Here is a 22765-nt window from a genome sequence, read left to right as displayed (position 1 = left end):
CGGCATACCCGTACTCGTGACCTGCCGTGGCGCTGAGGCGGTCTCCGAGCATCGGTGCTCCTTGCGCGGACAGGTGCGGCCGGGCGAACCCAGGGCATTCCCACCGCGGAAGACGAAAGCGGCCTTCGCACGACCACTTTCGTCCGGGGCACTTGGGAAGACCAGGAACAGAGCACGAAGTTCTGCGGCATTTCGGCTCGTCCTGGCCCGGTCGTGCCCGCCCGGGTCGGAGGCAGTCCGGGGCCGGGCGGGCGACTACGCGCCGATGCGTCGTCGGCCCACCGGTACGGCCATGCTGAGGAGCACGACGACGGCTCCCGTGGCAAAGGCCGCGCGGGTGCCCGCGTGACCGGTCAGCAGGCCGCCGGTGAACGAGCCCGCCGCGAGGAACGTCTGCGAGGCCGTGACCAGCAGCGCGAGGGCCGTCTCCGGACCGGCCCCGGCAAGTTCCATGACGCGGGCCTGCCCCGCGAGGGGCACCGCCCCGAACGCGCCGCCCCAGGCGAGGACCAGGATCACCACGAGGGGCCCGTCGTGCACACGGGTCAGCAGCAACACCGCGACAGCCAGGATCGCGGCGGCGACGAGCAGCACCCCGCGCGACGACCGGCCGACGGCCTGCCCGGCGAGGAAGTTTCCGGCAAGTCCGGCCAGACCGTAGCCGAGCAGCGCCGCGGTGACCGCGCTCGGGCCGAAGTGCGCCTGCCGCTGCAGGTGCGGGGTGATGTAGGTGTACGCGGCGAAGTGACCGAAGAAGACGAGGGCCACGACGAGGAGACTCCGTCTGATAGGACGGTTGCGCAGGACGGCCGTCAGGGTCTCGTAACGGGACGGGGCGGTGGGTCCGAGCGCCGGCAGGGCGAAGTTCAGCAGGAGCAGGGAAACCAGCGCCGCGGCTGCCGCAACGACGAACGCGGCTCTCCAGTTCGCGACCAGCCCGATCAGGGAACCGAGCGGGAGACTGACGACGGTCCCGGCCGAAATGCCCGCGGTCGTCAGGGCAGTGGCGCGATTCGCGGACGCGGGAGGCACGAGGCGGACACCGACCCCGGCCCCCATGGCCCAGAATCCGCCGACGCCGAGGCCGAGGAGCAGACGCGCGGCAAGCATGACCGGCAGGTCGGGGGCCAGGGCGGCGAGTGCGTCGGAGATCGTGATCAGCGCCGCCAGCACCAGGAGGACGGGCCGCCGGTCCAGCCTGCCGGATGCCCGGGTGAGGAGCGGTGCGGCAACCGCCGCCGCGAGACCGGGAGCCACCACGACCAGTCCCGCCGTACCCGTGTCCGTGTGCAGGCCCTGGCCGATGGCCGGGAGCAGACCCACGGGCAGGAACTCGGAGAGCACCAGAACGAACGACACCGTCGCCACGGACGCCACTGCGGGCCAGCCACCCGGCGGGGCGTCTCCCCCGGGGGCGGGAACGGGTGCCGTCCGGGCGGAACGCGCAGAACGCGTGAGCACCGACCGCGCACGCAACACGCTGCCCGGGACCGCCCGGGAGGAGGGACGTCCCGCTTTCGGCGCGCTCACGCGACCGGCGGCAGACTCTGGTCGACGACCGACCAGTTCAGGAAGGCAGCCTCGCTGCCCGCCGGCACCATGTCGTAGGTCTCCTCCAGCCACTCCCGCACCACTGCGAGGTCGGCCGTGAAGGTCGCGCGACCGTGGGGCCTGCTCAGCCTGAAGTGCAGACCGGGGCGGCCCGCCGGTACACGGGAAGGCCAGACCTTGACGTCGGCCATCCCGCTGAGATGCTGCGTGCCGGCGCGCAGCAGGTCCCGTCCCACCACCCAGGAGACGTGTGTCCGCGGAGCGACAAGGAGGTCCAGACGGACGACGAAGGGATCGTCGGCGCGGTACGAGAACCGGCAGTCGACCGGCACGTGTGCACGGAAACCCGTCAACAGCCGCAGAATCGTCAGCAATTCGGTGCGGTGGCAAGCCTCGGAGGGCGGGCAACCCGCCTCTCCCGACTGTTCCATGGGCTGGTGATCCATCTGAGAGTTTCCCTTCCTGACCAGTCCGGGGGTTCGTCGCAGGACGAGGGCCGGGGCCTGCCAGTGGTTTTGCGTTTCACGAGGCCGGGCTGCTCGACGTCCTGACATCCCGGCAGGACCACCAGCCTGCCCAAGCTCCGGCCGGGAGGGCATTGGTCGTCTGACTACGCCTCGACGACCGCACCTCGTCGAAGGCCGGACCGGAACGGACGAGATCAGGCGGGACTCGGCCGGACAGGAGTCTCCGACTCGTACGCAGCAGATTGCACGGCCAGGTCCGGCCGACCGCCCGACCGGGCGGGTGTCAGCGGGATCCCGCGGCACCCATCTCGGCGGGCGCGGGAACTGACGTGGTCATGGGGTCGACCGGACGACGGTTGCACTCGTCCGGGCGCACAGCAGGGCTGGGACGGTACGAGGCAGCGGCTCTCCGGGATCGTGCGGGCGATCCCGGAGAGCCGGCCGTTCGACGGTGACTGGCCCTGATCCCGGTGGAGTTCAGCGGTATTCCACGAGTGCCCCGAGTACGGGCCCGCTGATGTCCGCTGCCGCCGGTTGCAACCCGAAGTAGTCGCAGGCGACCTGAAGCAGGTCCACCCGCCCGTCGTCGAGGCCCTCAGGTGCGGGGTCACCCTCGTCCCAGGGCTTGAGGGCGTCGAAAGTCAGCTCGATGAGCCGACCCGCCATCTCCCCATCCCGGCCCTCGACAGCCTCTGGGTCGTCGCCGTCGATGAAGGCCACTTGTTCACCGTCCCGGAAGACGCGCAGTTCCTCCCTGAGACTGGTGGGGCTGAGATAGACGTTGGCGGCCACCGTGCCCCGGGACACCGGCCCTGCCCACTCCGGCAGGTGCCCCCGGTAACCGACGTCCTCGACCAGGACGACGTACTCACCGACGACAAACGCCGCGGCAACACCAGGGAGGATGCGGGCAGACGCACACGCACGCCGCTCAGCCGTGAACTCGGACCACGTGGCGGTCCGGATGGCCGCGTCGCCGACACCCAGACGGTGCAGCGCCTCACGCGGCCCCACTCCACGTACCAGGGTGACGCAGTAGCCCTCTTCGATGTCCAGCCCGGCCCCGCTCACCCAGTCCGAGGAGTAGCCGGCACCCGCCGAGACCACCATCCCGCCTCCTTGAAGATCTGTCCGATCGCACGACGAAGCATGATCGAACAGCTACAGTCCGCCCGTCCAGTGATCGCCGTCAAGGGCTCCGCACCCCGGCCGTCCTCCCTTCGCGCGGCAGCCCGACGCACTCCCTGGAGGGCAACCGGCCGGAGAAGCTCTGGACGTCTCAACTCCCACGCACGGCAGCCCTGTTGACCCCATTCCGATCCTGCCCCCATCCCGACCCGCAAGGACCTGAGCGGCGCCGCTTCCTGACGAGGCCGAGGGCGCCAGGGAGACGCCGCCGGCCACGAGTACACCTCTGCGCCGGCCCCCACCGGGCGGGGTCAGGCGGGCTGCCCGACAGGTCGGATGGTCAGGGTGTTGAGGTCGACGCCCGTCGGCTGGTCGAGGGCGAAGCAGACGGCGTCGGCGACGGGTCGGGGAGACAGGGCGAAGGGCGGAACGCCGGCGCCCTGCCAGAAGGGGGTGTCGACCGTGCCGGGGTTGACGAGGGTGACGCCGACACCGCGGGTCGTGGCGTGCAGGCGCAGGTTCTCGGCGAGCCCGGTGATGGCCCACTTGGTGGCCGAGTAGAGGTTGCCGGGAGAGTTCTTCAGTCCGGCGACACTGCCGATGAGCACCAGCCGTCCCCTCGTGGCCTCAAGGTGCGGCAGGGCGGCGTGGGCCAGCAGGGCGGGACCGAGGACGTTGGTGAGGACCATGGGCGACCACAGCGTCGGATCACCGGCCCCGATCGTGTCACCGGACATGAAGCCGGCGTTGGCCACCGCGGCGTCAAGTGCGCCGAAGTGCGCCACGGTTCGGGTCACGGCCGACTCGGTGGCCTGCCAGTCCGCCGCGTCCGCGACCAGGCCCAGCAGGCGTTCGGGACGGCCGGCCTCGTCGAGGAACGCCTTCAGTTTTCCCTCGTCGCGGCCGGTGACGGCCACGCGGTGGCCGCGGTCGAGAAGCGAGCGCGCGGTGTGGGCACCGATACCGCTGGTCGCGCCGGTGATCAGTACGGTCTTGCTGGTCATGAGCATGCTCCTGAAGCGTGGACGGGGGTGGCAGACGGCGGCCCTCGGCGAAGGGAGTGCCGGTCAAGTCCGCCGACCTCACGAAACCGGCGCCGCCGGGGGCGAACAAGGTCGGGTTCACAGGGGGTACAAACACGACCCCCCTACGTCGGCGGTCCGTGAGTACCGTGGGCGCATGGAACCGCCGCCCGGAAACCGCACCGGGAGTCACACGGACGACCGCTCGGACAACCGCTCGGACATCCGCGACTTCCTCGTCAGCCGACGCGCCAGGCTCACCCCGGAGGGGGTCGGACTGCCCACCGGCGGACGACGCCGGGTTCCGGGGTTGCGGCGCGAGGAGGTCGCGGCCCTCGCCGGCGTGAGCACCGAGTGGTACACGCGGCTGGAGAAGGGCCACATCGGAGGCGTCTCCGAGGACGTGCTGGAAGCGGTCGCACGGGCACTGGCCCTCAACGAGGACGAACACGCCTACCTGCTCGATCTCGCCAGAGCGGCCCGCCCGGCCCGCCGGAGGCCGCATCGCCGCAGGGACGTCGACATCCCGGCCCCCGTCCAGTGGATGCTGGACGGCATGACGATGACCCCGGCCTTCGTACGCGACGGACATCTGGACATCGTCGCGAGCAACGCGCTGTGCAGGGCCCTGTACTCACCGATGTTCGACAGCGACACCACCACCGACCGGGGCCGCGCCAACCTGTCCCGCTACTTCTTCCTCGACCCCGGCTCCCGCGACTTCTTCGTCGACTGGGAGGAGGGCGCGCGGGCCACCGTCGCGGTACTCCGCGCCGAGGCCGGACTCGAACCCCACGACCGGGCCCTGCGCGAGCTGATCGGCGAACTGTCCACGCACAGCGCCGACTTCCGCGCCCTGTGGGCCCGTCACGATGTCCGACTCCGCCACGAGGGCGTCAAGCGGCTGAACCATCCTGACGTCGGCCATCTGGACATGACCTTCCGTTCGCTGGACCTGCCGCTGCCGCGACGGACCGTCCACGACCTGCTCGTCTACACGGCCGAGCCGGGCACCCCCTCGGAGCACCGCCTCCGCCTCCTCGCCAGTTGGACGGCACCGCGGGCAACCCCCACGGAACCGGTCCACCCGTCCCACTGACCCCGCGCGGTCGCGCACGACGGGGCGGTTCGGTGGCTCCGCCGAGTGCTGCGGGTCAGGACCGGTCGTCCACCAGAGCGGTTGCGCGAGTCTCGGGGACCCCCAGCATCAGCAGGCTCGTGATCGAAGCCGCCCGTACGCCGAGGGTCCCGTCCGACAGGTCGCTGTCCGCGACAGCGAACACGACGCCGTACGCGGTCTGGCTCAGAATGGCCGCCGGCAGGTGCTGGGCGAACACCCCGGTGTCCTGGCCCCGCTTCACCAGGTCGGCGAGGAGCTCGTCGAACGGCCCGAGCAGGCCGTGGATCGCCTCGCCGTACTCGCCCCGGCGCAGGGCCAGCAGCACCCGGTACCGGTGCGCCACCGGCCACAGGCGGGCGACGAATGCGGCCCACGCCGCGTCGGCCTCCGCTTCGGAGGCTGCGACCTCGGTGAGCACGGCCGTCATCTCGGTGACGGCCCGTTCCGTGAGCGTCCGTACCAATGCGAGACGCGAGGGGAAGTGGCCGTAGACGGTACGACGGACCACGCTGGCGGCGGCGGCGATGTCGCCCATGCCGGCGTCGGGGTTCTCCCCCAGTACGCCGAGGGCGATGTCGAGGATGCGGTCGCGTGTCTCGTTCGTCGAGCGCACGCGGGATGACTCGGTGGGCACGGCGCCATTGTTGCACACCGGTGTGCAACGAACTAGATTGCACACCGGTGTGCAACGAAGGTTGCGCCGCGCCTCAGAAGCCCGGGAGAAGAAGGCAATGACCGCACCGACACCCCCCGCCTCGACCCTCGTCCGTCCGTTCACCGTCTCGATCCCCGATGCGGAGATCGACGACGTGAAGCAGCGACTGGCCAGGACGCGATGGCCGGATCCGGAAACGGTGAACGACTGGTCGCAAGGGGTTCGCGTGGAGAACGCCAGGTCCCTGGTCGACCACTGGCAGCACCACTACGACTGGGGGCGCCTTGAGTCCGCGCTCCGCCGCTTCCCCCAGTTCCTGACCGAGATCGACGGACTGGACATCCACTTCATCCACGTCAAGTCCAAGAACCCCGACGCGATGCCGCTGATACTCACCCACGGATGGCCGGGGTCGATCCTCGATTTCCTGAAGCTGATCGGCCCGTTGACCGATCCGGTCTCGTTCGGAGGGGACGCCGCCGACTCGTTCGACGTCGTCGTCCCGTCGCTCCCAGGATTCGGGTTCTCCCAGAAGCCCACGGCGACCGGGTGGACCGTGTCGCGCATCGCGAACGCGTGGGGAGAACTGATGAAGCGTCTCGGCTACACCAAGTGGGCCGCACAGGGTGGCGACTGGGGGGCCGTCGTCACCACCGCCCTCGGGGCCGGGCGACCGGAGGGACTTCTCGGCATCCATCTGAACACCCAGTACGCCTTTCCCGAGCGGATTCCCGACGCCCTGTCGTCCGAAGAGCGCCACGCCGTGGAGACCCTCGCCCTGTACGCCGGCGATCTCGGCGGGTCCAACCACCTCCAGGGCACTAAGCCGGAGACCGTCGGATTCGTCCTCGCGGACTCCCCCGCCGGCCAGGCCGCCTGGATCTACGAGAAGTTCCAGTCCAAGACCGACAACCACGGACTCGCCGAGGACGTCCTTGGCACGGACGACATGCTCGACGCGATATCCCTCTACTGGTTCACCAACAGCGCGGCGTCCTCCGGCCGCATCTACTGGGAGAACAGGTCGGCCACGTTCGCCGGCCCGAAGCTGACGCTTCCGGTCGCGGTGACCGTCTTCCCGAAGGACATCCCGCTCCTGCCGCGCAGCTGGATCGAAGACACCTACAGCAATGTGATCCACTACGGCGAGGCCGACAGGGGCGGGCACTTCGCGGCCCTGGAACAACCGGAGATCCTGGTCCGCGAGATCCGCACCGGGCTGCGCCCCCTGCGTTCCTGACCACCAACCTGAACGCGGCCGGCCCCGGCACGACGCTCCTCACCGAAAGCCACGGGGAGAGTCTGGGCCCGGCCCGGCCGACGGCCCCGAATACAGGTGCCCAGAGGTTGTCCCGTATGGGGTGCGGGTTACCCGGTGAGTGCCAGGTTGTGGAGTCGGGCGATGCCGAGCATGGCCTGGTGAACGCCGTTGCCCTCGAGCCGGCAGTCCCGCAGGATCTTCCGGTTCTTCAGCCGCGACAGGGCGTGTTCCACCCGGGCTCGCGCCCGGCGGTGGAGGGCGTTCTCCGTCGCCCTCACCAGCCGACAACGGATACAGGGCATCCTTCAGGTGTTGCCGGACATGACGTGGGTGACGTGCAGGGGCCCTGCGTCCCCGTTTGTGGCAGCGGAGTCGGGCGCGAGTGGCGACGGAGTGCGGTCGTTCTCCTCGAAGACCAGCGGCAGCATGTCGAAGTGCCCGCCCACCAGGGCGATGTGCTCCACCCCAGCAGCGCCGGCAGCTGGCCCCGCACGGTGCGCCAGGAGTTCCGCACGATCCGCAGCGTGATGTACGCGCTCGCCCCGAGCCCCGCCCGCTCATGGTCCACCCGCGCCGCGAACCCCCGGATCACACCGTCTCCACCAGCCGCGCGATCCGGCTGCGGGCGTTCGCCCGCGAGACGTGTACCCGCTCCGCCACCGAGCGGATCGAAGCCACCTGACCAGAGGTCACCGCTTACGTGCGCTCTGAGCTTGCTCGACTTCATCGAGATGGGATTCGCCCCATACCAGCAGAGGTTGTAGAGCTTGCCTGAGGGATCGTCCGAGGTCCGTGAGTTCGTACTCAACGTGTGGGGGGACGACCGGATAGACAGTGCGGCTCAGCAAGCCGTTGCTCTCAAGCGAGCGAAGGTGCTGAGTGAGGACCTTGGGCGTGATTCCGACGATGGCTCGCTGCAGCGCACTGTAGCGAGCCGTCCCTTCGGACAGCACGCACAGGATCGACAGCATCCACTTGTCGGCGACCAGGTCGAAGACTCGACGGGTTGTGCAGCCTTGCTCCAACTGCAGTGGGGCGACGGCCCCAGCAGCCTTGGCGACCTGTTGCCGTGAAGTGACACTATCCATCTGGATAGTATGGCACTTTGTTGTGCATACTTCCCAGCCGGTGTTGTACTCCCGAAACTGGCTGCGTGACTACATCGCAATATGTGCATGTCCCTGTCCGACGGAAGGCGCAAAATTCCGGGGCAGTACTGGCCATCCTGTGCACCGCTCAGGCTCTCGACATCATGAATCTCTCGTCGGTCAACATGGCGCTGCCCGAGATGGCGCGGGACTGGAACGCCTCTCCCGGGCAGCTCTCCTGGATGGTGTCGGCCTACTCCCTCATGTTCGCCGGTTTCCTGATGGTGGCCGGGCGAGCCGCTGACCTGTACGGGCGACGCCGGGCGCTGTTGTGCGGGATGGTGCTGTTCGCCGCCGCCTCCGCGGTGGTCTGGGCCTCCCCCACGCTGCTGCTCGCCGTTGCGGCCCGCGCGGCACAGGGGGCCGGTGCGGCAGTGACGGTCTCGTCAGCACTCGGGCTGATCGGCGCCCTGTGGCACGAGGAACCGGGGCGGTCGCGTGCGCTGGGAGCGTTCGGTGCCATGGGCGGCGTAGGGCTCGCGTTCGGGCTGGTCGTCGGTGGCGCGCTGGCGGGGTCAATCGGGTGGCGGGCGATGTTCGCCACGAACGTCCTGGTGGCGGGCGCGCTCATCGCCGGTGTGCTCGCACTGATCCCCGCAGACGACCCTCAGAACCACGCTCCAGGTCGCCTGGATCTTCCCGGTGCGGCACTGCTGACCGCCGGCCTGCTGGGACTCTCCTTCGCCCTGACCCAGCTCGGCAAGAGCGTTGCCGATGGCCTCGGATGGGCGGCCGCAGCCCTCGCAGCGGCCCTCCTGGCCGGCTTCGTGACCTGGCAGCGCCGGGCGACCCAACCGCTCGTCCCTCCGGCGGCGTGGAAACGTCCAGAGCTCGTTGCGGCCTTGGCGGTCGCCGTGTTCATGTACGCGGGATGGGTCGGCGTGAACTACTTTGCCGCACTCCTGCTGCAGAACACTCTCGGCTTCAGTCCGCTCACCACGGGTGTAGCTTTCCTGCCTCTGGCCATCGGCGGCACGCTCCTGCCTCTGGTCGCGGGGCGCCTGGTCCCGCGACTGGGTGTACGCCGACTCATGCTGTTCGGTCTGACCTGTTACACCATCGGCCTTGCCCTCTTCTCCCTGGTCGGCCCCCGAACGAACTACTGGACAGTCATCCTGCCGCTCCTGATCCTCCTCATCGTCGGTCTTTCGCAGACGTTCGTGTCGGCGAACATCACCGCACTGTCCGACACGGGACCCGACGAGCAGGCACTGGCCGGCGCCATGTTCAACACCGCGCTCCAGGTCGGAGGCGGGCTCGGCCTCGCGATCCTGTCTACCGTCGCCGCCACAGCCGGCGGTAACACGTTGGCCGGGTACCGAGCAGCCTTCCTCACCGCCGCAGGTATCGCGCTCGCGGGGCTGCTCACCGCCGTAGCCGGTATTCACAGCCCCCGTAAGGGATGACGGCACAGCCCGGATCACCTGCGGCGCAGGCACCGCAAGGGGCTGCTGTTGGCGTCGATGACGACCTGCTGGTTGGTGGAGTACCGGTAGTTCTTGCTGGAGGCGGCGACGGTCCGGTCGCGGGTGGGCACCAGGGTGCCGTCGACGATCAGCACCGTGTCCTTGCGCGGACGCGGGGCCGGGGAGATCGCCAGCAGCGGCGCGAGGTGGTCCAGCACCCGGTCCGCCGCGGACTTGGAGACCCCGAACAACGGGACCACCTGCCGCAGCGTCAGGTTCGTGCGCCAGTACGTCGCCACCAGCAGCACCCGCTCCTCCAACGGCAGACGCCACGGCAGCCCCCGCTGAACACCCCCGCCCCGACCGCGCACCAACGCCACCAGTTCAGCGAACTGACGCACCGTCAAGCCCGTGAACGGCTCGATCCACTCCGGCTCAGCGGCCGTAATCACAGCACCCACGACCAGACCAATGCGGAACGGCCCAAAAGGGTTACGGGACAACCTCTAGCTTATGAAGGAGCCCGGGGCACAGGCGCTCGCGGCCACCCAGGCGTGCGACGCGATTTCGTTGTCCATCGTCACGATGTTGGTGAACCAGTCGCGGCTGAGGTCGTCCACGTACTTCTCGCCCGGCTTGAGACAGCCGTAGGCGCTGTCGTCGTACTGCGTGTAGTAGTAGAAGGCGACGACGTCCTTGCCGCCGACGTAACCGTTGTTCATGACGGACGACGCCCGGTTCGCGTCGGCGCCCTTGAACTCACCGTAGGAGTCGCCCCAGTCAGGGTCGCTGCCGACGTCGTTGCCGAGGTACAACCCGCTGCAGTTGTAACCGTCCCAGGCGCGGACATAGCCGTCACGGCCGTAGTAGTTCCACTCCGCTGCGCAGCCGGAGCTTGCGTGCGCGGTGGCCGGGACGGCGAGGCCGCAGGCCGCGAGGCCCAGGGTGGCGAGGGAGACAGTCAGTTTGCGCATGGCGAATTCCTTTTCTGCTCATGCCCCGTGGCCGGGGCGGGGTGAGTCGGGGCGACGGTCCGCGAGGGCGTCGCCGGTCTGCGGTGCGGTGCGGATCAGGTACGGGCGGGCACTATGCGCTCGGCGCGCTCCAAGGCGCCCTCCTGCACCCGCCGATGGGCGTCGAGGGCGGACCCGTACTTGCCCGTCAGGTCGCCGATGTAGTGGGCCTCCCTCCGCTCGCCGATCGGGCGGAGGGAGACGGAGCGGGCGCAGGTGGCGTCGGCGACCGCGATCCGAACCTCGTTCGCGAAGGTCCTGGCCTCCTCGGCCGGGGTCTGCTCCGCGCTGTGCTCGCGCGTGGACTGCCGTGCCGAATCGGGGTCGGGAAACGACCGGCCGGCCTTGCTCATACAGCGCGACCAGGCGGCGATCGCGCTCTTGAACTCCCTGTCGCGCAGCAGCTTTCCCACGTAAAGGGGCCGCAGGTTGCTGACGGTGGTGTCGGAACGGAACCATGCCGCGGGATCGCCGTACAACACCTTCTCGGCCCGGCCGGCGCATCCGCCGGAGAGCTTGGTGACCGTGCCACCGGTCGGCAGCCGCGACTTCAGTTCCACGGCGTCCCGGCCGCCGTCCATCGCGATGTCGTACGCCTTCCGGCGCGCACGCGAAAGGGACTTGCGATAGGCGATATTGGGGTTGTCCCGGCGGGCGCGGTCCTCCTTCGCCATGATCCGGCTGCCGTAGCCGTGGCTGCGGGCCCAGTCGACGTCGTCCTGGACATAGCCGACCGGACGGCTCTCCTCCAGGCTCAGCGGCTTCCCCTCCCAGAAGCGGAAGCCCTGCCTTCTCATGCAGTTTGTGATCAAGTGCTGCTCGGCGTCGGAGATCCGCAACTCCTGGGCGTAGGTGAGCTGTCTCCCGGGCGCGGTGGCCTCGGCCTTCGCGGCCGGCGTGGTGCGACGGGCCGCGTCGGTGTCCGCCGTGCAACCGGTCAAGGCGAGCGAGGCAAGCAGCGCCGTCGTGCCCGCGGCGGTGACCGCGCGTCGCGTGCTGCATCCAGTTGGTCCCACCGTCCGGTGTGGGGCGTCGGTGCGCTTCAACGGCATGCTCCCGGGGCGACGTCGAACTGGCGTGTACGGCTGCTCAAGCCACACAGAGGGCCGGATGCCCTCCGGCACAACGACCGTAGGAGGGGGCCGCGTCCGAGGAGCACCAACAAGCGCACAGTCACTCCCCAGTTCGCGCACAGTCCACGACGCGCGCGGCTGTAGGGTTCCTGTGCGAACAGGGGGCAGCGGCATGACGGTCTGCAGGAGTTCCCGCTTACGAGGAACCGAGTCGTTCGAGGCAGTGGCCTCGGCCCTGTTCGCCCCGCTGCGGGTGACACATCCTGACCCGAAGGGGTTCGAAGCCACGGTCGGCCACACAGCCGTCGGACCCATGGTCGTCGCTCGCGTCAGGGCCACGCCCGCCGTCGTGACGCGGGACAACCGCAGCATCACCTCGAGCGACGTGGAGTGGATGCACTTCAATCTGCATCACCACGGTTCCCTCACGGCGGTCCAGGCTGACCGGACCACGACGGTGAGACCCGGTGAACTGTTCGCCTGTGACGGCACCCGGCCCTACCGGCTCATCGGTGCCGATGCCAGTGACATGACGGTCCTCTGCGTTCCCCGTGCGAGTCTCGGCAGGTACGCGAACTCCATCGGCCGACGCACGGCGCTCCCCCTGCCGGGAGCGGGCGGGATCGGTGGGCTCCTCAGCCACGCACTGTCCGCGGTCAGCGAGGACTTCCCCTGTCGTGATGTGTCACGCACGCACGTGGCGGACGCACTCACTGCGCTCCTCCTCGCCGCTTTCGCCGACACCGCCCCGGAGGCGGCTCCCGTCGTCAGCGGCCTCGTCGACCGCATCCGCGCCTACGCGCTTGCCCACCTCGGCGACTCCCGGCTCACCGCGGAGCAGGTCGCGCGCCGGCACCGCATCTCCGTCCGGCACCTGCACGTTCTGTTCAAAGGCAATGACCTGACCTTCGCCGCGTGGGTCCGGCACGAACGCCTGCTGCGCATCCGCCGGGACCTCCTCGACCCCGCCTCCTCCGGCGTCTCCACAGCGGCGATCGCGGCACGATGGGGAGTGCATGACCCGAAGCACCTCGGTAGGGCCCTGAAACACGAGTTCGGCGAAACCGTCAGCGACCTGCGCCGCAGGTGACACCACGGCGTCACAGCCACGGTGGCGGTGCGTCAAAGACCGGCAACAACGTGACCGGGTCCGGGTCCGAGTCCGATTTCATCAAGCCGTCCGAAGCAGCGCCGGCCAAGCGACCAGCAGCAGGAGGCTGTAGTACCGAAGCGCGGGAACCGCGAGCGCGAGGTACGGGGCACCACCGAGGCCATCGTCGGCGTCGCCACCGGGACTTCGCCGCGCGGAGCCGGATGCTTTTCCCGGTCCCCGCGTCCGGCAGGACGCGCGGCGAGTGTCGTTCGGTGGGCGCCCTTGCCCCAACTAGCCTATTTCTGGCAGGAGTTCACCAATGACGGCGGGCGTCAGCCCGAGGCCCCGCCGCCGACGGATGCTCACAGGTGACGAAAAACTGCACCACCGGGGAACGCATGCTGGATGATCTCCTCGGGCGTTGCTCGAACGCGCCGCAAAACAACGGGGATTGGCAAGAGGGGCGGGGGACATGGCAGGTCGCTGGGTCAAGATACTGGTCGGCACCGTGGTGGTGCTGGGGGTGCTCTTCGTGGTGGTGGACCGGGTGGCGGTGCACTACGCGGACAAGGAGGTGGCCGACCTGGCCAAGGACAAATACGGCTACGCGAACACCACCGACGCCGAACTGGACGTCTCCATCGAAGGGTTCCCGTTCCTCACACAGGCACTGGCAAAGAACTTCCACGACGTGGAGCTGGACGCGAGCAACTTCTACGTGGACGCCGCCGACAACGCACAGGGCGGCTACCTCCACATCGCCGACCTGCACTTGGACCTCAGCGGCGTGACCATGCCGTCCTACACCGCGCGCACGGCCCAGGCCAACCTCGCCACCGGCACCGTCACCCTCTCCTACAGCGAACTCTCCAGCACGCTGACCCGGCTCGTCGGCCACGGCAGCACCATCACGGTGTCACAGGCGTCCGGCTCGAAGGAGCAGGCCGCGAACGTCAGGATCTCCGGCTCGGTCGACGGAACCCAAGTCAACGGCGTCGGCACCCTGCTCGCACAGGGCGACGAGTTCTCGCTGACCGCGCCGGGCCAGACCAAGCCGTCCGCATCCTGGCGCCTGGGCCTCCCCCAGAACGTGGGCTTCAGCGCTGCCGAGTCCACCACGGACGGCGTGAAGCTGACCGTGACCGGACACCAAGTAACCCTGGGCTCCTCGCGCTTCGGCGGCTGACCGGCCCGCATCGGCGGGCGAGGACCGGCGCCCGGTCCCTGCCCGCCACCCGTGACATCACGAACGGGCACACCTGGGACCTTCGAAAGGAAGTGTCGCCGTGCCTCATATCGGGGTGCGCACGCTGTGGGCGCGGGCCCCTACAGCAGGGCGCCACCGGACACTTCGAGGCGCTGGGCGGTGACCCATCGCAGGTCTTCGGAGACGAGGGCGGCGATGGCGTCGCCTATCTCCTGCGGTTCGCCGACGCGGCCAAGCGCGGTCTGCGCGCTCAGGCCCTCGCGCAGCCGCGCGTCGTCCCGCATGGCGCCGCCGTTGAAGTCCGTGGCGGTCGGACCCGGCGCGACGGCGTTGACGCGGATCTTGCGCGGCCCTAGCTCCACGGCCAATGTCCGGGTCAGGACCTCGACCGCCGCCTTGGAAGCCGAGTAGACCGAGGTGCCGGCACTGGTGTGGCGGGTGAGGGAGGAGGAGACGTTGATGATCCGCCCACCGTCGGCCAGCACGGGCGCAAGCGCCTGGATGAGGAAGAACGTGCCGCGCACGTTGGTGTCCATCATCGTGTCGTAGTCGTCGACCGTGACCGATTCCAGCGATCCGAACAGCCCGACTCCGGCATTGTTGACCAGGACATCCAGCCGGGTCGCGTCCCAGCGTTCGAGCTGCGCGGCCAAGTCGGAGACGAAGGCCGGAAAGGAAGCCACGTCGCTGACGTCCAGCCGCAGCGCGGCGGCAGCGGCACCGGTTTCCTGAACGTTCTTGACCGTCTCCTCGGCCTCCCGCGCATCGCCGCGGTAAGTGATGATGACGCCCAGCCCGCGTCGGGCCAGCGCCCGGGCCGTGGCCCAGCCCAGCCCGCGATTGCCGCCGGTCACCAGTGCGATCCTGCCTGACTCCATGCGCGCTTCTCCTTCGGGACGCAACGACGCCGGCCGGGGGTTCCCCCGCCGCCCGGATGCGAGTCGAACGACTCGCCTCCCTTTCCACGTAAGCATCCGCACAGTGGCGAGTCAAGTGACTCGCCTCGCCATGAGGCATACTGGGCCCATGACCGCAGGACTCTCCGAGCACCATCAACGACTCGCCCGGCGCAAGCGCGAGGCGATCACCGCAGCGGCCACGAAACTGTTCCTGGAGCGGGGCTACGACGGGACCTCGCTGGCGAAGATCGCACAGGAAGCAGCCGTCTCGAAGTCCACGTTGTTCAAGCAGTTCCCCACCAAGGCGGCGCTCTTCGAAGCCATCGTCACCGAGTACTGGAAGGGCGGTCCGAACCCGGCGGCGCCCGCGGTGCAGCCCGGTGACCTGCGCGCCGGCCTGGGCGCGATCGGCCGCCAGTACGCCGACCTGATCGGCCGGCCCGCGATGGCGGCCCTCTTCCGCATTGTCATCGCCGAACTGCCACGCTTCCCGGAACTGGGACGGGCTCAGTTCGAGCTGGGCAAGCTGCCCTACTTCGTCTCCGTCCAGCGCTACTTGGAGGCCCAGCACGCCGCGGGCACTGCGGTGGTACCTGACGCGGAGAGCGCCACCAACCAGTTCCTCGGCATGATCGCCAACTACGTCCTGTGGCCGCGGATGCTGCTCGCCGACTGGAGCCCCGCACCTGCCGACGTCGGCCACGCCGTCGACGAGGCGGTCATGACCATGCTCGCCCGTTACGGCCACGGCCACGGCCACAGCGCCGACCACCCGCAGCACTCCTGAGAGGCCGCCACCCCGGCCCCGTTGCAGCAAAGCAGCGCGGCAAACGCAGCAGCGCCCACGGCAGCGATTCCCTCTCCCCCACCCGGAGACGCCTCGCTCCAGACAAGAGGGTCAACGTGCCGCTGCGCTCGCGGCGGTGGTGCGCCGCTGGTCTGTCTACTCGGGGGCGTTGGGCCCGTGCCATTCGCAAAACAGAACGGTGGCGTCGTCCTCCAGTGCACCCTGGTGGTAGTCCATGACGGCGTGCATGAGGCGACGCAGGGTCTCGTCCACCGGCAGATCGTCAGCCTGGTGGCGAATGATGAAGTCGGTGAACCGCTCCACGCCGAACTCGCGACCCTGGGTGTCACGGGCTTCGGTGATGCCGTCGGTGAACAGCAACAGCCGGTCGCCCGGCTCCAGTTGCTCGGTGCACTGTCTGACCGGCAGGCCGAAGCCGCTGCCCATGGGCCCTGCGGGCGGGCAGCGGAGGGTACTGGCCCAGCGGCCTCCGCGGATCAGAACCGGAAGGAGGTGGCCGCGGATGACCCAGCTGAACTTGCCGGTGTCCAGTTCCAGGTCGGCGAGGATGCCCGTGGCGTAACGGCTGTGGCCGAACTGCTCGATCAGGGTGCTCTCGATGTCCCTGGTGACGTCGGGGATGGTGGCGCCAGCCCGGCGGTGGCTGCGGCAGGTGGCCATGGCCAGGGCGGCGGTCAGGCCGGCGGAGGTGTCGTGGCCCATCGCGTCGAAGACCGCCAGGTGCAGAACATCGTCGGCCACCGCGTACTCGTAAGCGTCCCCGGCCACCTGGTAGGCCGGTTCCATGAACGCGCTGACCGTGACCCGCCGATCGGCGAACGTCCGCGGCGGCATCATGCTCCATTGCAGTTCCGCCGGTATCCCCATCGGCCGGGTGCGCGTCAGCCGGGCGTGGGAGTCGCTGTTGGCCCGCTTGGAGACCAGCAGGAGCCCGGCCATGGTCGCCAGCGCCCGCATCAGCTCCTCGTCGGGCCGCACCTCACCCTCGCCGGGCTCGACAAGCAGAACTCCCAGCCGTTCGGCGCCGTCCCGCACCGGAACCCAGCACGCCCCGCCGCGCGCGGGCGCCGTGACCTCGGAGCTCTGGTAGGCACGGCCCGGGAGTGTGCCCTCGATCCGGTGCTCGTCACCCCCCTTGCCGGCGTTCAGACCGACGCCGGTGACCTCGCGCAGCACTTCCTCCTGCAGATCGGCCACGAACAACCGGGCCCCGCCCGCGCCTGCTTGTCGCGCGGCGCTCGCCAGCAGACCAGGCAAGAGCTCGAACGGCGCCCTGTGACTGGCTTCCAGCAGGTCGACCAGCGCGCGTGCCCACCCCGGCGCCTTCGCTTCCGTCTCCGCGGCGACCACTCCGGGTCCGCCGACGACGTTCTGCTCTTCTGCCATGACTCTCCACAGGCGCAAGACCGCAAGGCCCGCGAATCGATGCAACGCGTGTGTTGTAGGAACCACACAGGAGTCGGTGCGCGGAAGCGACACCGACGCGCCCGGTGCCCACCCCGGCCCCCGGATGGGGGTCGACCGCGCCGACGCTGTGAAGAGTCTCCCACCCTGCCAGGCCGAGACCTTCCACCGCGGTCCGATTCCTCGTTGCCGCCGGGCGACGGAATCCCCCTCGCGTTCGAAAACCCGCGGTAACCCGCAGTCACTGGTCTTCGAAAGCATCGCGGGTGGTGCGGCAGTGCGGCAGGCTGAACAGCCAAAAGGGCACGTCGAGGCATCGGGGTGCTTCTCGCCTCTCGCCGGTATCGCAGCCCGACCGGGGCAGGAGGAGAAGGTCCGGGCAGCGATCTTGTCGGACCCCCGCTCCCACGCGATGCCCCGCCACCCTCGCCACAGCTACACCACCCCCCGTTGAGGGGGCTGCCGAACGAGCTGCCGCGCCGTCCCCTCGCCTCGCCGGGTGGAGTAGGCAGCGGGTGGAGCCTCAGCGGATGCTCGCCGAGCCGCGGTTGCGCAGTGCGATGGAGGCGTTCAGGGCGGTGGCGAAGGCGCACCATGCGGCGTAGGGGGCCAGTGCGCGGGCGGCGGCCCGGTCGGTGCGGGCGGTGCGGCGGATGAGGTCGGCGTTGCTGACGTCCAGGAGCAGGGTGCCGGCAAGACCGGCCGCAGGACTGCGGCGGGCGAAGAACAGGTAGTTCCATCCGGCGTTCAGGGACAGGTTCGCAGCCAGGCTGGTGGTCAGCGCGGTGTGCTGTCGGCGGTCGCTGGTGGCGCCGAGGGCATGGCCGGCGGCGTAGGCGATCGACGCGTACAGCGGTGTCCACACCAAGCCGAAGGCCCGCGGCGGCGGCTGCCAGGACGGCTTGCGCAAGGACGCGTACCAGGCGCTGCGCGGGTCGACGGCCTTGGCACCGGCGACGGCCGTGACCGTCACGGCCGCGGCGGCTGCCCCGTAGCGCAGCCACGCGCCGCTTCGGCGGGTCCGGGAGCCGTGTTCCCTGTTGATTCTCATGCCTGCACTTCTTCCCGGCGATGCCCGGCCGTATCGGCCTCGACTCCCCGGCCTCCGGGCACCCGAAGCGTCCGGACGGTGCGCGCCCCGGCTCAGCGCCTCGCGTCACCCCGGGCGCACCCGGGCGGTATGAGACAGGTGAGGATGCGCAGGGTGTTGGCGTATGCGCCTGTCAGGACCGCGTCGGCATCGGCGTCGGCGTCGGCGTCGGCGTCCAGAGCGTGATTCTGGGGCGGCATCTGCCCGGTCGCCGGCTCCGACATCGTGATGCCGGCACCCTCGACTCCCGTAGGCCCCGGACTTTTGCGCAGGAACGGGCACGGGCAAGGACGTGTGCGGCAGCTCCCGTCCCGTTAGCGAGATAAGCGCTGATCATGTCCCTCTCTGCACGCGCTTGCGATGGTGACGACGCCACAGCGCCAGTACGGCTGTCAGTGCGACCTTGAGCCACATCGCGCTCTCCTCGCCTCGATCGGCCCCCTCTACCAGGGTCCGCCCTCGGAAGGACGAGTGCCCGCCGGTGAAGCCAGCCGGCAGCCGACCCGCCGCCTCGATCAAGGAACCGGTCCACCTCGGCCTCGACCGAGACCCGGCCCCGTCGCGCACCGCTGCACCTGCCGCGCCTCCCGCGACCCGTCACCGAGGTCCAGGCCCACACCGTCCACCCAGACGTGGCCCGACGACGACGGGTACCTCATCAGGACGGCAACTCGTCGCGCTGCAGGACAGTCGCCGCAAGTCGATCGGTCACCTGAACGACGACACAACCCGCCGGCTCGAAGCTCGCGACAGAGCGCAAGGCTCCAGCCGCCTTCCTCCGCGCCGAGCGGTAGCGCGTCCGCGACCGGCCGCCGATCCACGCCTGCACGCCACGCAGGGCAACCCGCGACGTTCCCCGTTCCCACAAACGTGCCGACCCCCGTTCTCCGTATTCACCGCGGTCTCAAGCCCCCGCAGACTCCGGCGGATCCCCTGACAACGACGCACGCCACCCGGGAGGTTGACGAGTTGGCGCGTGACAGCAGTCAGGTCGCGTCCAGCCTGGAAGTGAGCGATATTCAGGGGGCACTTGGCCGGACCGAGACGGTGTCAGTGTCCCGTCGCATACTGACGCCCATGCAGCTCTCGGCGTACACACTCAAGCAGGCCTGGCACCAGGTGTCCGCAGGCTCTGACGTGCTCGACTACGCGATGTTCCCGCCCATCGGCAGCTCACCCGACCAGTACGAGCAGCACGTGGGTACGCCGCACGGTCGTCTCTTCCTGGTCCTGGACGACGACGGCACGGTGCACGGCCACATCGGCCCCTATCGGGAGGTCTTCGTCACTCAAGACCTGGATCTGGTCCTGTACTTCGCCGCCGAGGACGCGGTCCGCAATCTTGCCGAACACATCGCGGCCCGATCCCCGGGGCGCGGCCCGGTGGCCAACCTCGTCTCCGGGCATGCTGAGTTGCTGGATCGGGTCAACCTTGCCTGGGGCAGCCGATTTCGCAACGGCGGCATGGACGGAGCGCAGCCCAAAGCGGCGTGCGGGCGCGACCCGCTGGAGCGCCTCGCCTGGATCGCTGCGGGCTGGTGTGAGCAGGATCCCTACACCCACCTCTCCTTCTTCCGCGGCGAGAACACCAGCGCCGAACAGATCGCCCTTCTCCACGGAGCCGACCCCGCACAGATCGCCGCCGGGACCCGTCTTGCGGATCTGCGCAGCATGGACGGCGGGACCTCCGACTACTGGGACATCGTCTGGGAAACCTGCTGCTACGGGCGGGCCGGCGACTGGGCGTTCCTGATGTACCACGAGACCCCCGGCTTCAGGCCGGATCCTGAGGCTCTCGCCCGCCTCGGTGTCACCGAGGCGGTACACCTGAGCGCCACCTCCGCGAAGGCCATCTACACCTTCGACTACATGCGCGAGGGCCGGCGTATCGACGACGACTGGGGCGTCCTGGAACTGATCTGGTACGAGCGAGGCCGCGCCCCCTACTTCCGCGGCGGCCAACTCGACTTCCTCAACCAGGCCATACGCCGTGCCGAATTGGACCACCCTGAACTCACCGACGAGTTCGAGCTGTACTTCCACGCCCTGGAGGAAGCGCTCGATCTCCAACTACCTCAGCAGGACATCCAAGAGGGAACGGTCCGGGCCGCGCAGTGGGCCCGGCGCGACAATTAACAATTGACGATTTCATCCGGACGTCCCAGGCGCGCCTTCGGGACGGGACAACGTCTTCTGGACGCGATAAGTGCGCCGTGCAGGCTGCCGGAGTAGTTCGGCCGGAACCTGGACACGACCCGAGGCGTCTCCGAGGTAGTCGACAGCTGCGGCACCCTGATCATGCACGTCGACGAGCGAGATCTTCTCGGTGGGGAGTGGCCGAACGGCCATGCCTTCGCCGGTGTCTTCGACGGAGAGCAGGACCGTCTCGCCGTGCATGCGGCGGCCTGCCGAACCCTGCAAACACCTGCTCAGCGTCGGGTCCAGATGACGATTGCAGGAACCTGCAGGGCGGCTTGATAGGCGATGGCAAGCTTGTCCGTCCGTTTGGCGAGGCCTCGCACCCCGTCGGAGCCTGTGTGTTTCTAGACGGCGGCGGTTGCCGGGGCCACTTCTGCATGGAGATTGGCCGGGACCACATCGGTGTGGAAGTTCGCAGAGACCACATCTGTGTACACGTTCGCGGGGACCACATCTGTGTACACGTTCGCCGGAACCACATCGGTGTACACGTTCGCCGGAACCACATCGGTGTACACGTTCGCCGGAACCACATCGGTGTGGAAGTTCGCCGGGACCACATCGTTGTGGAAGTTGGCCGGACGGACCATGGCCGGTGACGAGGCGGCGACTGCCGTGGGTGCCGCGCATGCGCATGCCGCGAGTACAGCCGTCGCGGCGGCCCCGGTCAGAACGTAACGGACCTTCATGTGAACTCCCCCCAGAACGGCCAAGGAAGCACACGCTTCCGACCGGACGACCATCCTCCCGGCAGGTCGAAAACGAGGAGCACGATCATTGCCGGAATGTCCTATACCGGGCACCTATGAGCACGAAACTGGCGCATTCCATCAAATTCGCTCAATCATGCATAGGTGAGCCGACGGAATACGCCGCTGACGCTCGACCGCTCACACGGCGCCTCGAAAGACGCCCTCGTTCAAGGCGCAATCAGAGTTCGTTTCGTCAGGCTCAGTTGCGTTGCATGCAGACCGACCGCTCCAGGTGGCGGAAGGCGATCAAGCCCGTTTGTCGGCCTTCAGCCAGCCGCCGTGACCGCTTTGCCCGCATCGGAGTCGAACGCCAGCTCCACACGGGGTCAAGCGCCGCGACGCCGGTCGACCACCATGGAGCCGTAGCGGTGCACGAGCCCGGTAGCCGCGTACCGCTCGCCGAAAACTGAGCGCAGCATTGTGCGGCTCCGCAGCCACCTCGCGCGCGCAGTCCGTACGAACGGACGTCGCGCTGCACACCACCTGCCGGCTCGAAGTCCGCGACAGGGCACAGGGGTTCTGCACCGGCTTCTCCCGCACCGAGGAGTAACACGCCCAATCCCCTGCCGTCGCCGCCCGCGCGTCCACGCCACACAGCGCCGACGAACGTTCCCTGCCACAGCAACAGCGCTCAAGAGCAGTGGGATTGGCCACGGCTGCCTCCAAGAGGTGGAGTGTTGCGTGCCCTCGCAGCCGGGCGGAACACTGGGTCCTCGTGGAAGACGTAGAGGCGCTGGTCGTGGCCGCCGAGTCCGGCAATGTCATGCAGGCGGCACACCTGCTGGACCTGGGTGTGCCGGTAGACGGACGCACAAGAGCGCGCCGTTGGCCCACCAGCGCTCTCGGCACCGCCGTCCTCCGCGGGCACACCGACATGGTCCGGCTGCTGCTGAGGTCCGGCTCCGACCCCGAGCAGCGCATCGGACGACACGACGACGCCCTGCCCCTGTGGCACGCGGCGCACCAAGGGATGCTCGGCATCGCAGCACTGCTGCTCGACGCGGGGGCCGATCCGGACGGCAGGCCGTGGCCGAAGTCCCCGCCACCGCTCACCGGGGCCGCAAGGGGCAACCACGTCGAGGCGGCGGCGCTGCTCCTGGAGCGGGGCGCGGCCACGGGCCGGCTTCCCGGGCAGTTGCACCCCGTCCTCGTCGAGGTGGCCCGGGCCGGGAATCCGGACATCCTCCGCCTCGTCCAAGACCGTGACGGTGGACCGTTCAGGTCCCCGACCACGGTCACCAGGATCGGCACGGAAGCTGTGAAGTACCGCGCCGATGCAGTCCGTTGGGGGCGATACGTCGAGATTGCGGCCCTCCTCGGCGGCTCCGTGGCCGACCTGGAGACAGCTGTTGCGCAGGCACTACGGCCGGTGCCCCGCCCCACGGGACCGGACGGCACGCTACGAGCCGTACTGCCTGGGGGAACCGCACGGGCAGACCCACCCTGCGGACCCGATTGAGGCCCACGAG

General features: G+C 69.2%; 20 protein-coding genes and 3 pseudogenes. 8 read left to right on the top strand and 15 right to left on the bottom strand.

The window, feature by feature from the left end; translation table 11 throughout:
- Positions 1-255: 255 nt before the first annotated feature.
- The 4 genes from ACFZA0_RS18030 to ACFZA0_RS18015 all read right to left on the bottom strand — a co-directional run bounded on the left by ACFZA0_RS18030 (position 256) and on the right by ACFZA0_RS18015 (position 4150).
- On the bottom strand, positions 256-1359 hold the full coding sequence (locus ACFZA0_RS18030) for an MFS transporter (protein WP_391017361.1): 1104 nt from the start codon (positions 1357-1359) through the stop codon (positions 256-258).
- 167 nt (positions 1360-1526) lie between these two features.
- Positions 1527-1883 (bottom strand): SsgA family sporulation/cell division regulator, encoded by a 357-nt coding sequence (locus tag ACFZA0_RS18025; protein ID WP_391017359.1) that lies wholly within the window; start codon positions 1881-1883, stop codon positions 1527-1529.
- A gap of 612 nt (positions 1884-2495) precedes the next feature.
- Positions 2496-3128, bottom strand: coding sequence for a DUF6461 domain-containing protein (locus ACFZA0_RS18020; RefSeq protein ID WP_391017357.1), 633 nt, complete (start codon positions 3126-3128; stop codon positions 2496-2498).
- Positions 3129-3457: 329 nt separating this feature from the next.
- Positions 3458-4150 carry an SDR family NAD(P)-dependent oxidoreductase gene (locus tag ACFZA0_RS18015; protein WP_391017355.1) on the bottom strand — a complete coding sequence of 231 codons (693 nt, stop codon included), beginning with the start codon at positions 4148-4150 and terminating at the stop codon, positions 3458-3460.
- A gap of 175 nt (positions 4151-4325) precedes the next feature.
- Between ACFZA0_RS18015 and ACFZA0_RS18010 the strand changes: the two genes are divergently transcribed.
- A complete protein-coding gene (locus ACFZA0_RS18010) occupies positions 4326-5267 on the top strand; it encodes a helix-turn-helix domain-containing protein (protein WP_391017352.1) in 942 nt (313 codons plus the stop codon).
- Positions 5268-5322: 55 nt separating this feature from the next.
- Here the strand turns inward: ACFZA0_RS18010 and ACFZA0_RS18005 are convergent, their stop codons facing one another.
- Positions 5323-5922: a TetR family transcriptional regulator gene (locus ACFZA0_RS18005; RefSeq protein WP_391017349.1), complete on the bottom strand. Its 600-nt coding sequence runs from the start codon at positions 5920-5922 to the stop codon at positions 5323-5325.
- Positions 5923-6019: 97 nt separating this feature from the next.
- On the opposite strand from ACFZA0_RS18005, the gene ACFZA0_RS18000 reads away from it, so the two are divergent.
- A complete protein-coding gene (locus tag ACFZA0_RS18000; RefSeq protein ID WP_391017346.1) occupies positions 6020-7183 on the top strand; it encodes an alpha/beta fold hydrolase in 1164 nt (387 codons plus the stop codon).
- Positions 7184-7311: 128 nt separating this feature from the next.
- Here ACFZA0_RS18000 and ACFZA0_RS17995 read toward each other — a convergent pair.
- From ACFZA0_RS17995 to ACFZA0_RS17985, 3 genes and pseudogenes are all read right to left on the bottom strand, one after another.
- Positions 7312-7452 (bottom strand): annotated as a pseudogene (locus ACFZA0_RS17995) (IS5/IS1182 family transposase); the annotation flags it as partial.
- Positions 7453-7599: 147 nt separating this feature from the next.
- Positions 7600-7897 (bottom strand): annotated as a pseudogene (locus ACFZA0_RS17990) (Lrp/AsnC family transcriptional regulator); the annotation flags it as partial.
- Entirely contained in the window at positions 7894-8292 is a 399-nt protein-coding gene (locus ACFZA0_RS17985; RefSeq protein ID WP_391017343.1) for a winged helix-turn-helix transcriptional regulator, read from the bottom strand. The pseudogene ACFZA0_RS17990 and the gene ACFZA0_RS17985, both read right to left, overlap by 4 nt.
- 65 nt (positions 8293-8357) lie before the next feature.
- On the opposite strand from ACFZA0_RS17985, the gene ACFZA0_RS17980 reads away from it, so the two are divergent.
- On the top strand, positions 8358-9758 hold the full coding sequence (locus ACFZA0_RS17980) for an MFS transporter (RefSeq protein ID WP_391017341.1): 1401 nt from the start codon (positions 8358-8360) through the stop codon (positions 9756-9758).
- 44 nt (positions 9759-9802) lie between these two features.
- Here the strand turns inward: ACFZA0_RS17980 and ACFZA0_RS17975 are convergent.
- The 3 genes and pseudogenes from ACFZA0_RS17975 to ACFZA0_RS17965 all read right to left on the bottom strand — a co-directional run.
- Positions 9803-10219 (bottom strand): annotated as a pseudogene (locus ACFZA0_RS17975) (transposase family protein); the annotation flags it as partial.
- A gap of 45 nt (positions 10220-10264) precedes the next feature.
- The gene (locus tag ACFZA0_RS17970; RefSeq protein WP_391017339.1) at positions 10265-10732 is read right to left on the bottom strand and encodes a hypothetical protein; all 468 of its coding nucleotides are present in this window, start codon (positions 10730-10732) and stop codon (positions 10265-10267) included.
- Positions 10733-10827: 95 nt separating this feature from the next.
- Complete coding sequence (locus tag ACFZA0_RS17965; RefSeq protein ID WP_391017336.1) at positions 10828-11712, bottom strand: hypothetical protein; 885 nt, start codon at positions 11710-11712, stop codon at positions 10828-10830.
- Positions 11713-12016: 304 nt separating this feature from the next.
- Between ACFZA0_RS17965 and ACFZA0_RS17960 the strand changes: the two genes are divergently transcribed.
- Both ACFZA0_RS17960 and ACFZA0_RS17955 read left to right on the top strand, forming a co-directional pair.
- Positions 12017-12934, top strand: a complete 918-nt coding sequence (locus ACFZA0_RS17960) for a helix-turn-helix domain-containing protein (RefSeq protein WP_391017333.1) — start codon at positions 12017-12019, stop codon at positions 12932-12934.
- A gap of 475 nt (positions 12935-13409) precedes the next feature.
- Positions 13410-14123 carry an LmeA family phospholipid-binding protein gene (locus ACFZA0_RS17955; protein ID WP_391017330.1) on the top strand — a complete coding sequence of 238 codons (714 nt, stop codon included), beginning with the start codon at positions 13410-13412 and terminating at the stop codon, positions 14121-14123.
- 140 nt (positions 14124-14263) lie between these two features.
- Here the strand turns inward: ACFZA0_RS17955 and ACFZA0_RS17950 are convergent, their stop codons facing one another.
- Entirely contained in the window at positions 14264-15022 is a 759-nt protein-coding gene (locus ACFZA0_RS17950; protein ID WP_391017328.1) for an SDR family oxidoreductase, read from the bottom strand.
- A gap of 148 nt (positions 15023-15170) precedes the next feature.
- Here ACFZA0_RS17950 and ACFZA0_RS17945 point away from each other — a divergent pair, with 148 nt between their 5' ends.
- Positions 15171-15830: a TetR/AcrR family transcriptional regulator C-terminal domain-containing protein gene (locus tag ACFZA0_RS17945; protein WP_391017325.1), complete on the top strand. Its 660-nt coding sequence runs from the start codon at positions 15171-15173 to the stop codon at positions 15828-15830.
- Between the two features lie 156 nt (positions 15831-15986).
- Here the strand turns inward: ACFZA0_RS17945 and ACFZA0_RS17940 are convergent, their stop codons facing one another.
- Positions 15987-17237, bottom strand: coding sequence for a SpoIIE family protein phosphatase (locus ACFZA0_RS17940; protein ID WP_391017322.1), 1251 nt, complete (start codon positions 17235-17237; stop codon positions 15987-15989).
- Between the two features lie 541 nt (positions 17238-17778).
- Positions 17779-18306, bottom strand: coding sequence for a tryptophan-rich sensory protein (locus tag ACFZA0_RS17935; protein ID WP_391017319.1), 528 nt, complete (start codon positions 18304-18306; stop codon positions 17779-17781).
- Between the two features lie 1092 nt (positions 18307-19398).
- Here ACFZA0_RS17935 and ACFZA0_RS17930 point away from each other — a divergent pair.
- Positions 19399-20481: a hypothetical protein gene (locus ACFZA0_RS17930; protein ID WP_391017317.1), complete on the top strand. Its 1083-nt coding sequence runs from the start codon at positions 19399-19401 to the stop codon at positions 20479-20481.
- A gap of 407 nt (positions 20482-20888) precedes the next feature.
- On the opposite strand, the gene ACFZA0_RS17925 is transcribed toward ACFZA0_RS17930, so the two are convergent.
- The gene (locus ACFZA0_RS17925) at positions 20889-21233 is read right to left on the bottom strand and encodes a hypothetical protein (protein ID WP_391017314.1); all 345 of its coding nucleotides are present in this window, start codon (positions 21231-21233) and stop codon (positions 20889-20891) included.
- A gap of 778 nt (positions 21234-22011) precedes the next feature.
- Between ACFZA0_RS17925 and ACFZA0_RS17920 the strand changes: the two genes are divergently transcribed.
- Positions 22012-22755 (top strand): ankyrin repeat domain-containing protein, encoded by a 744-nt coding sequence (locus ACFZA0_RS17920; protein ID WP_391017311.1) that lies wholly within the window; start codon positions 22012-22014, stop codon positions 22753-22755.
- The last annotated feature ends 10 nt before the right edge of the window (positions 22756-22765 follow it).

This window comes from Streptomyces sp. NPDC008150 (assembly GCF_042956945.1).
In the GTDB taxonomy this organism is placed as follows: Bacteria; Actinomycetota; Actinomycetes; order Streptomycetales; family Streptomycetaceae; genus Streptomyces.
This window is presented reverse-complemented; position numbering and strand designations above follow the sequence as displayed.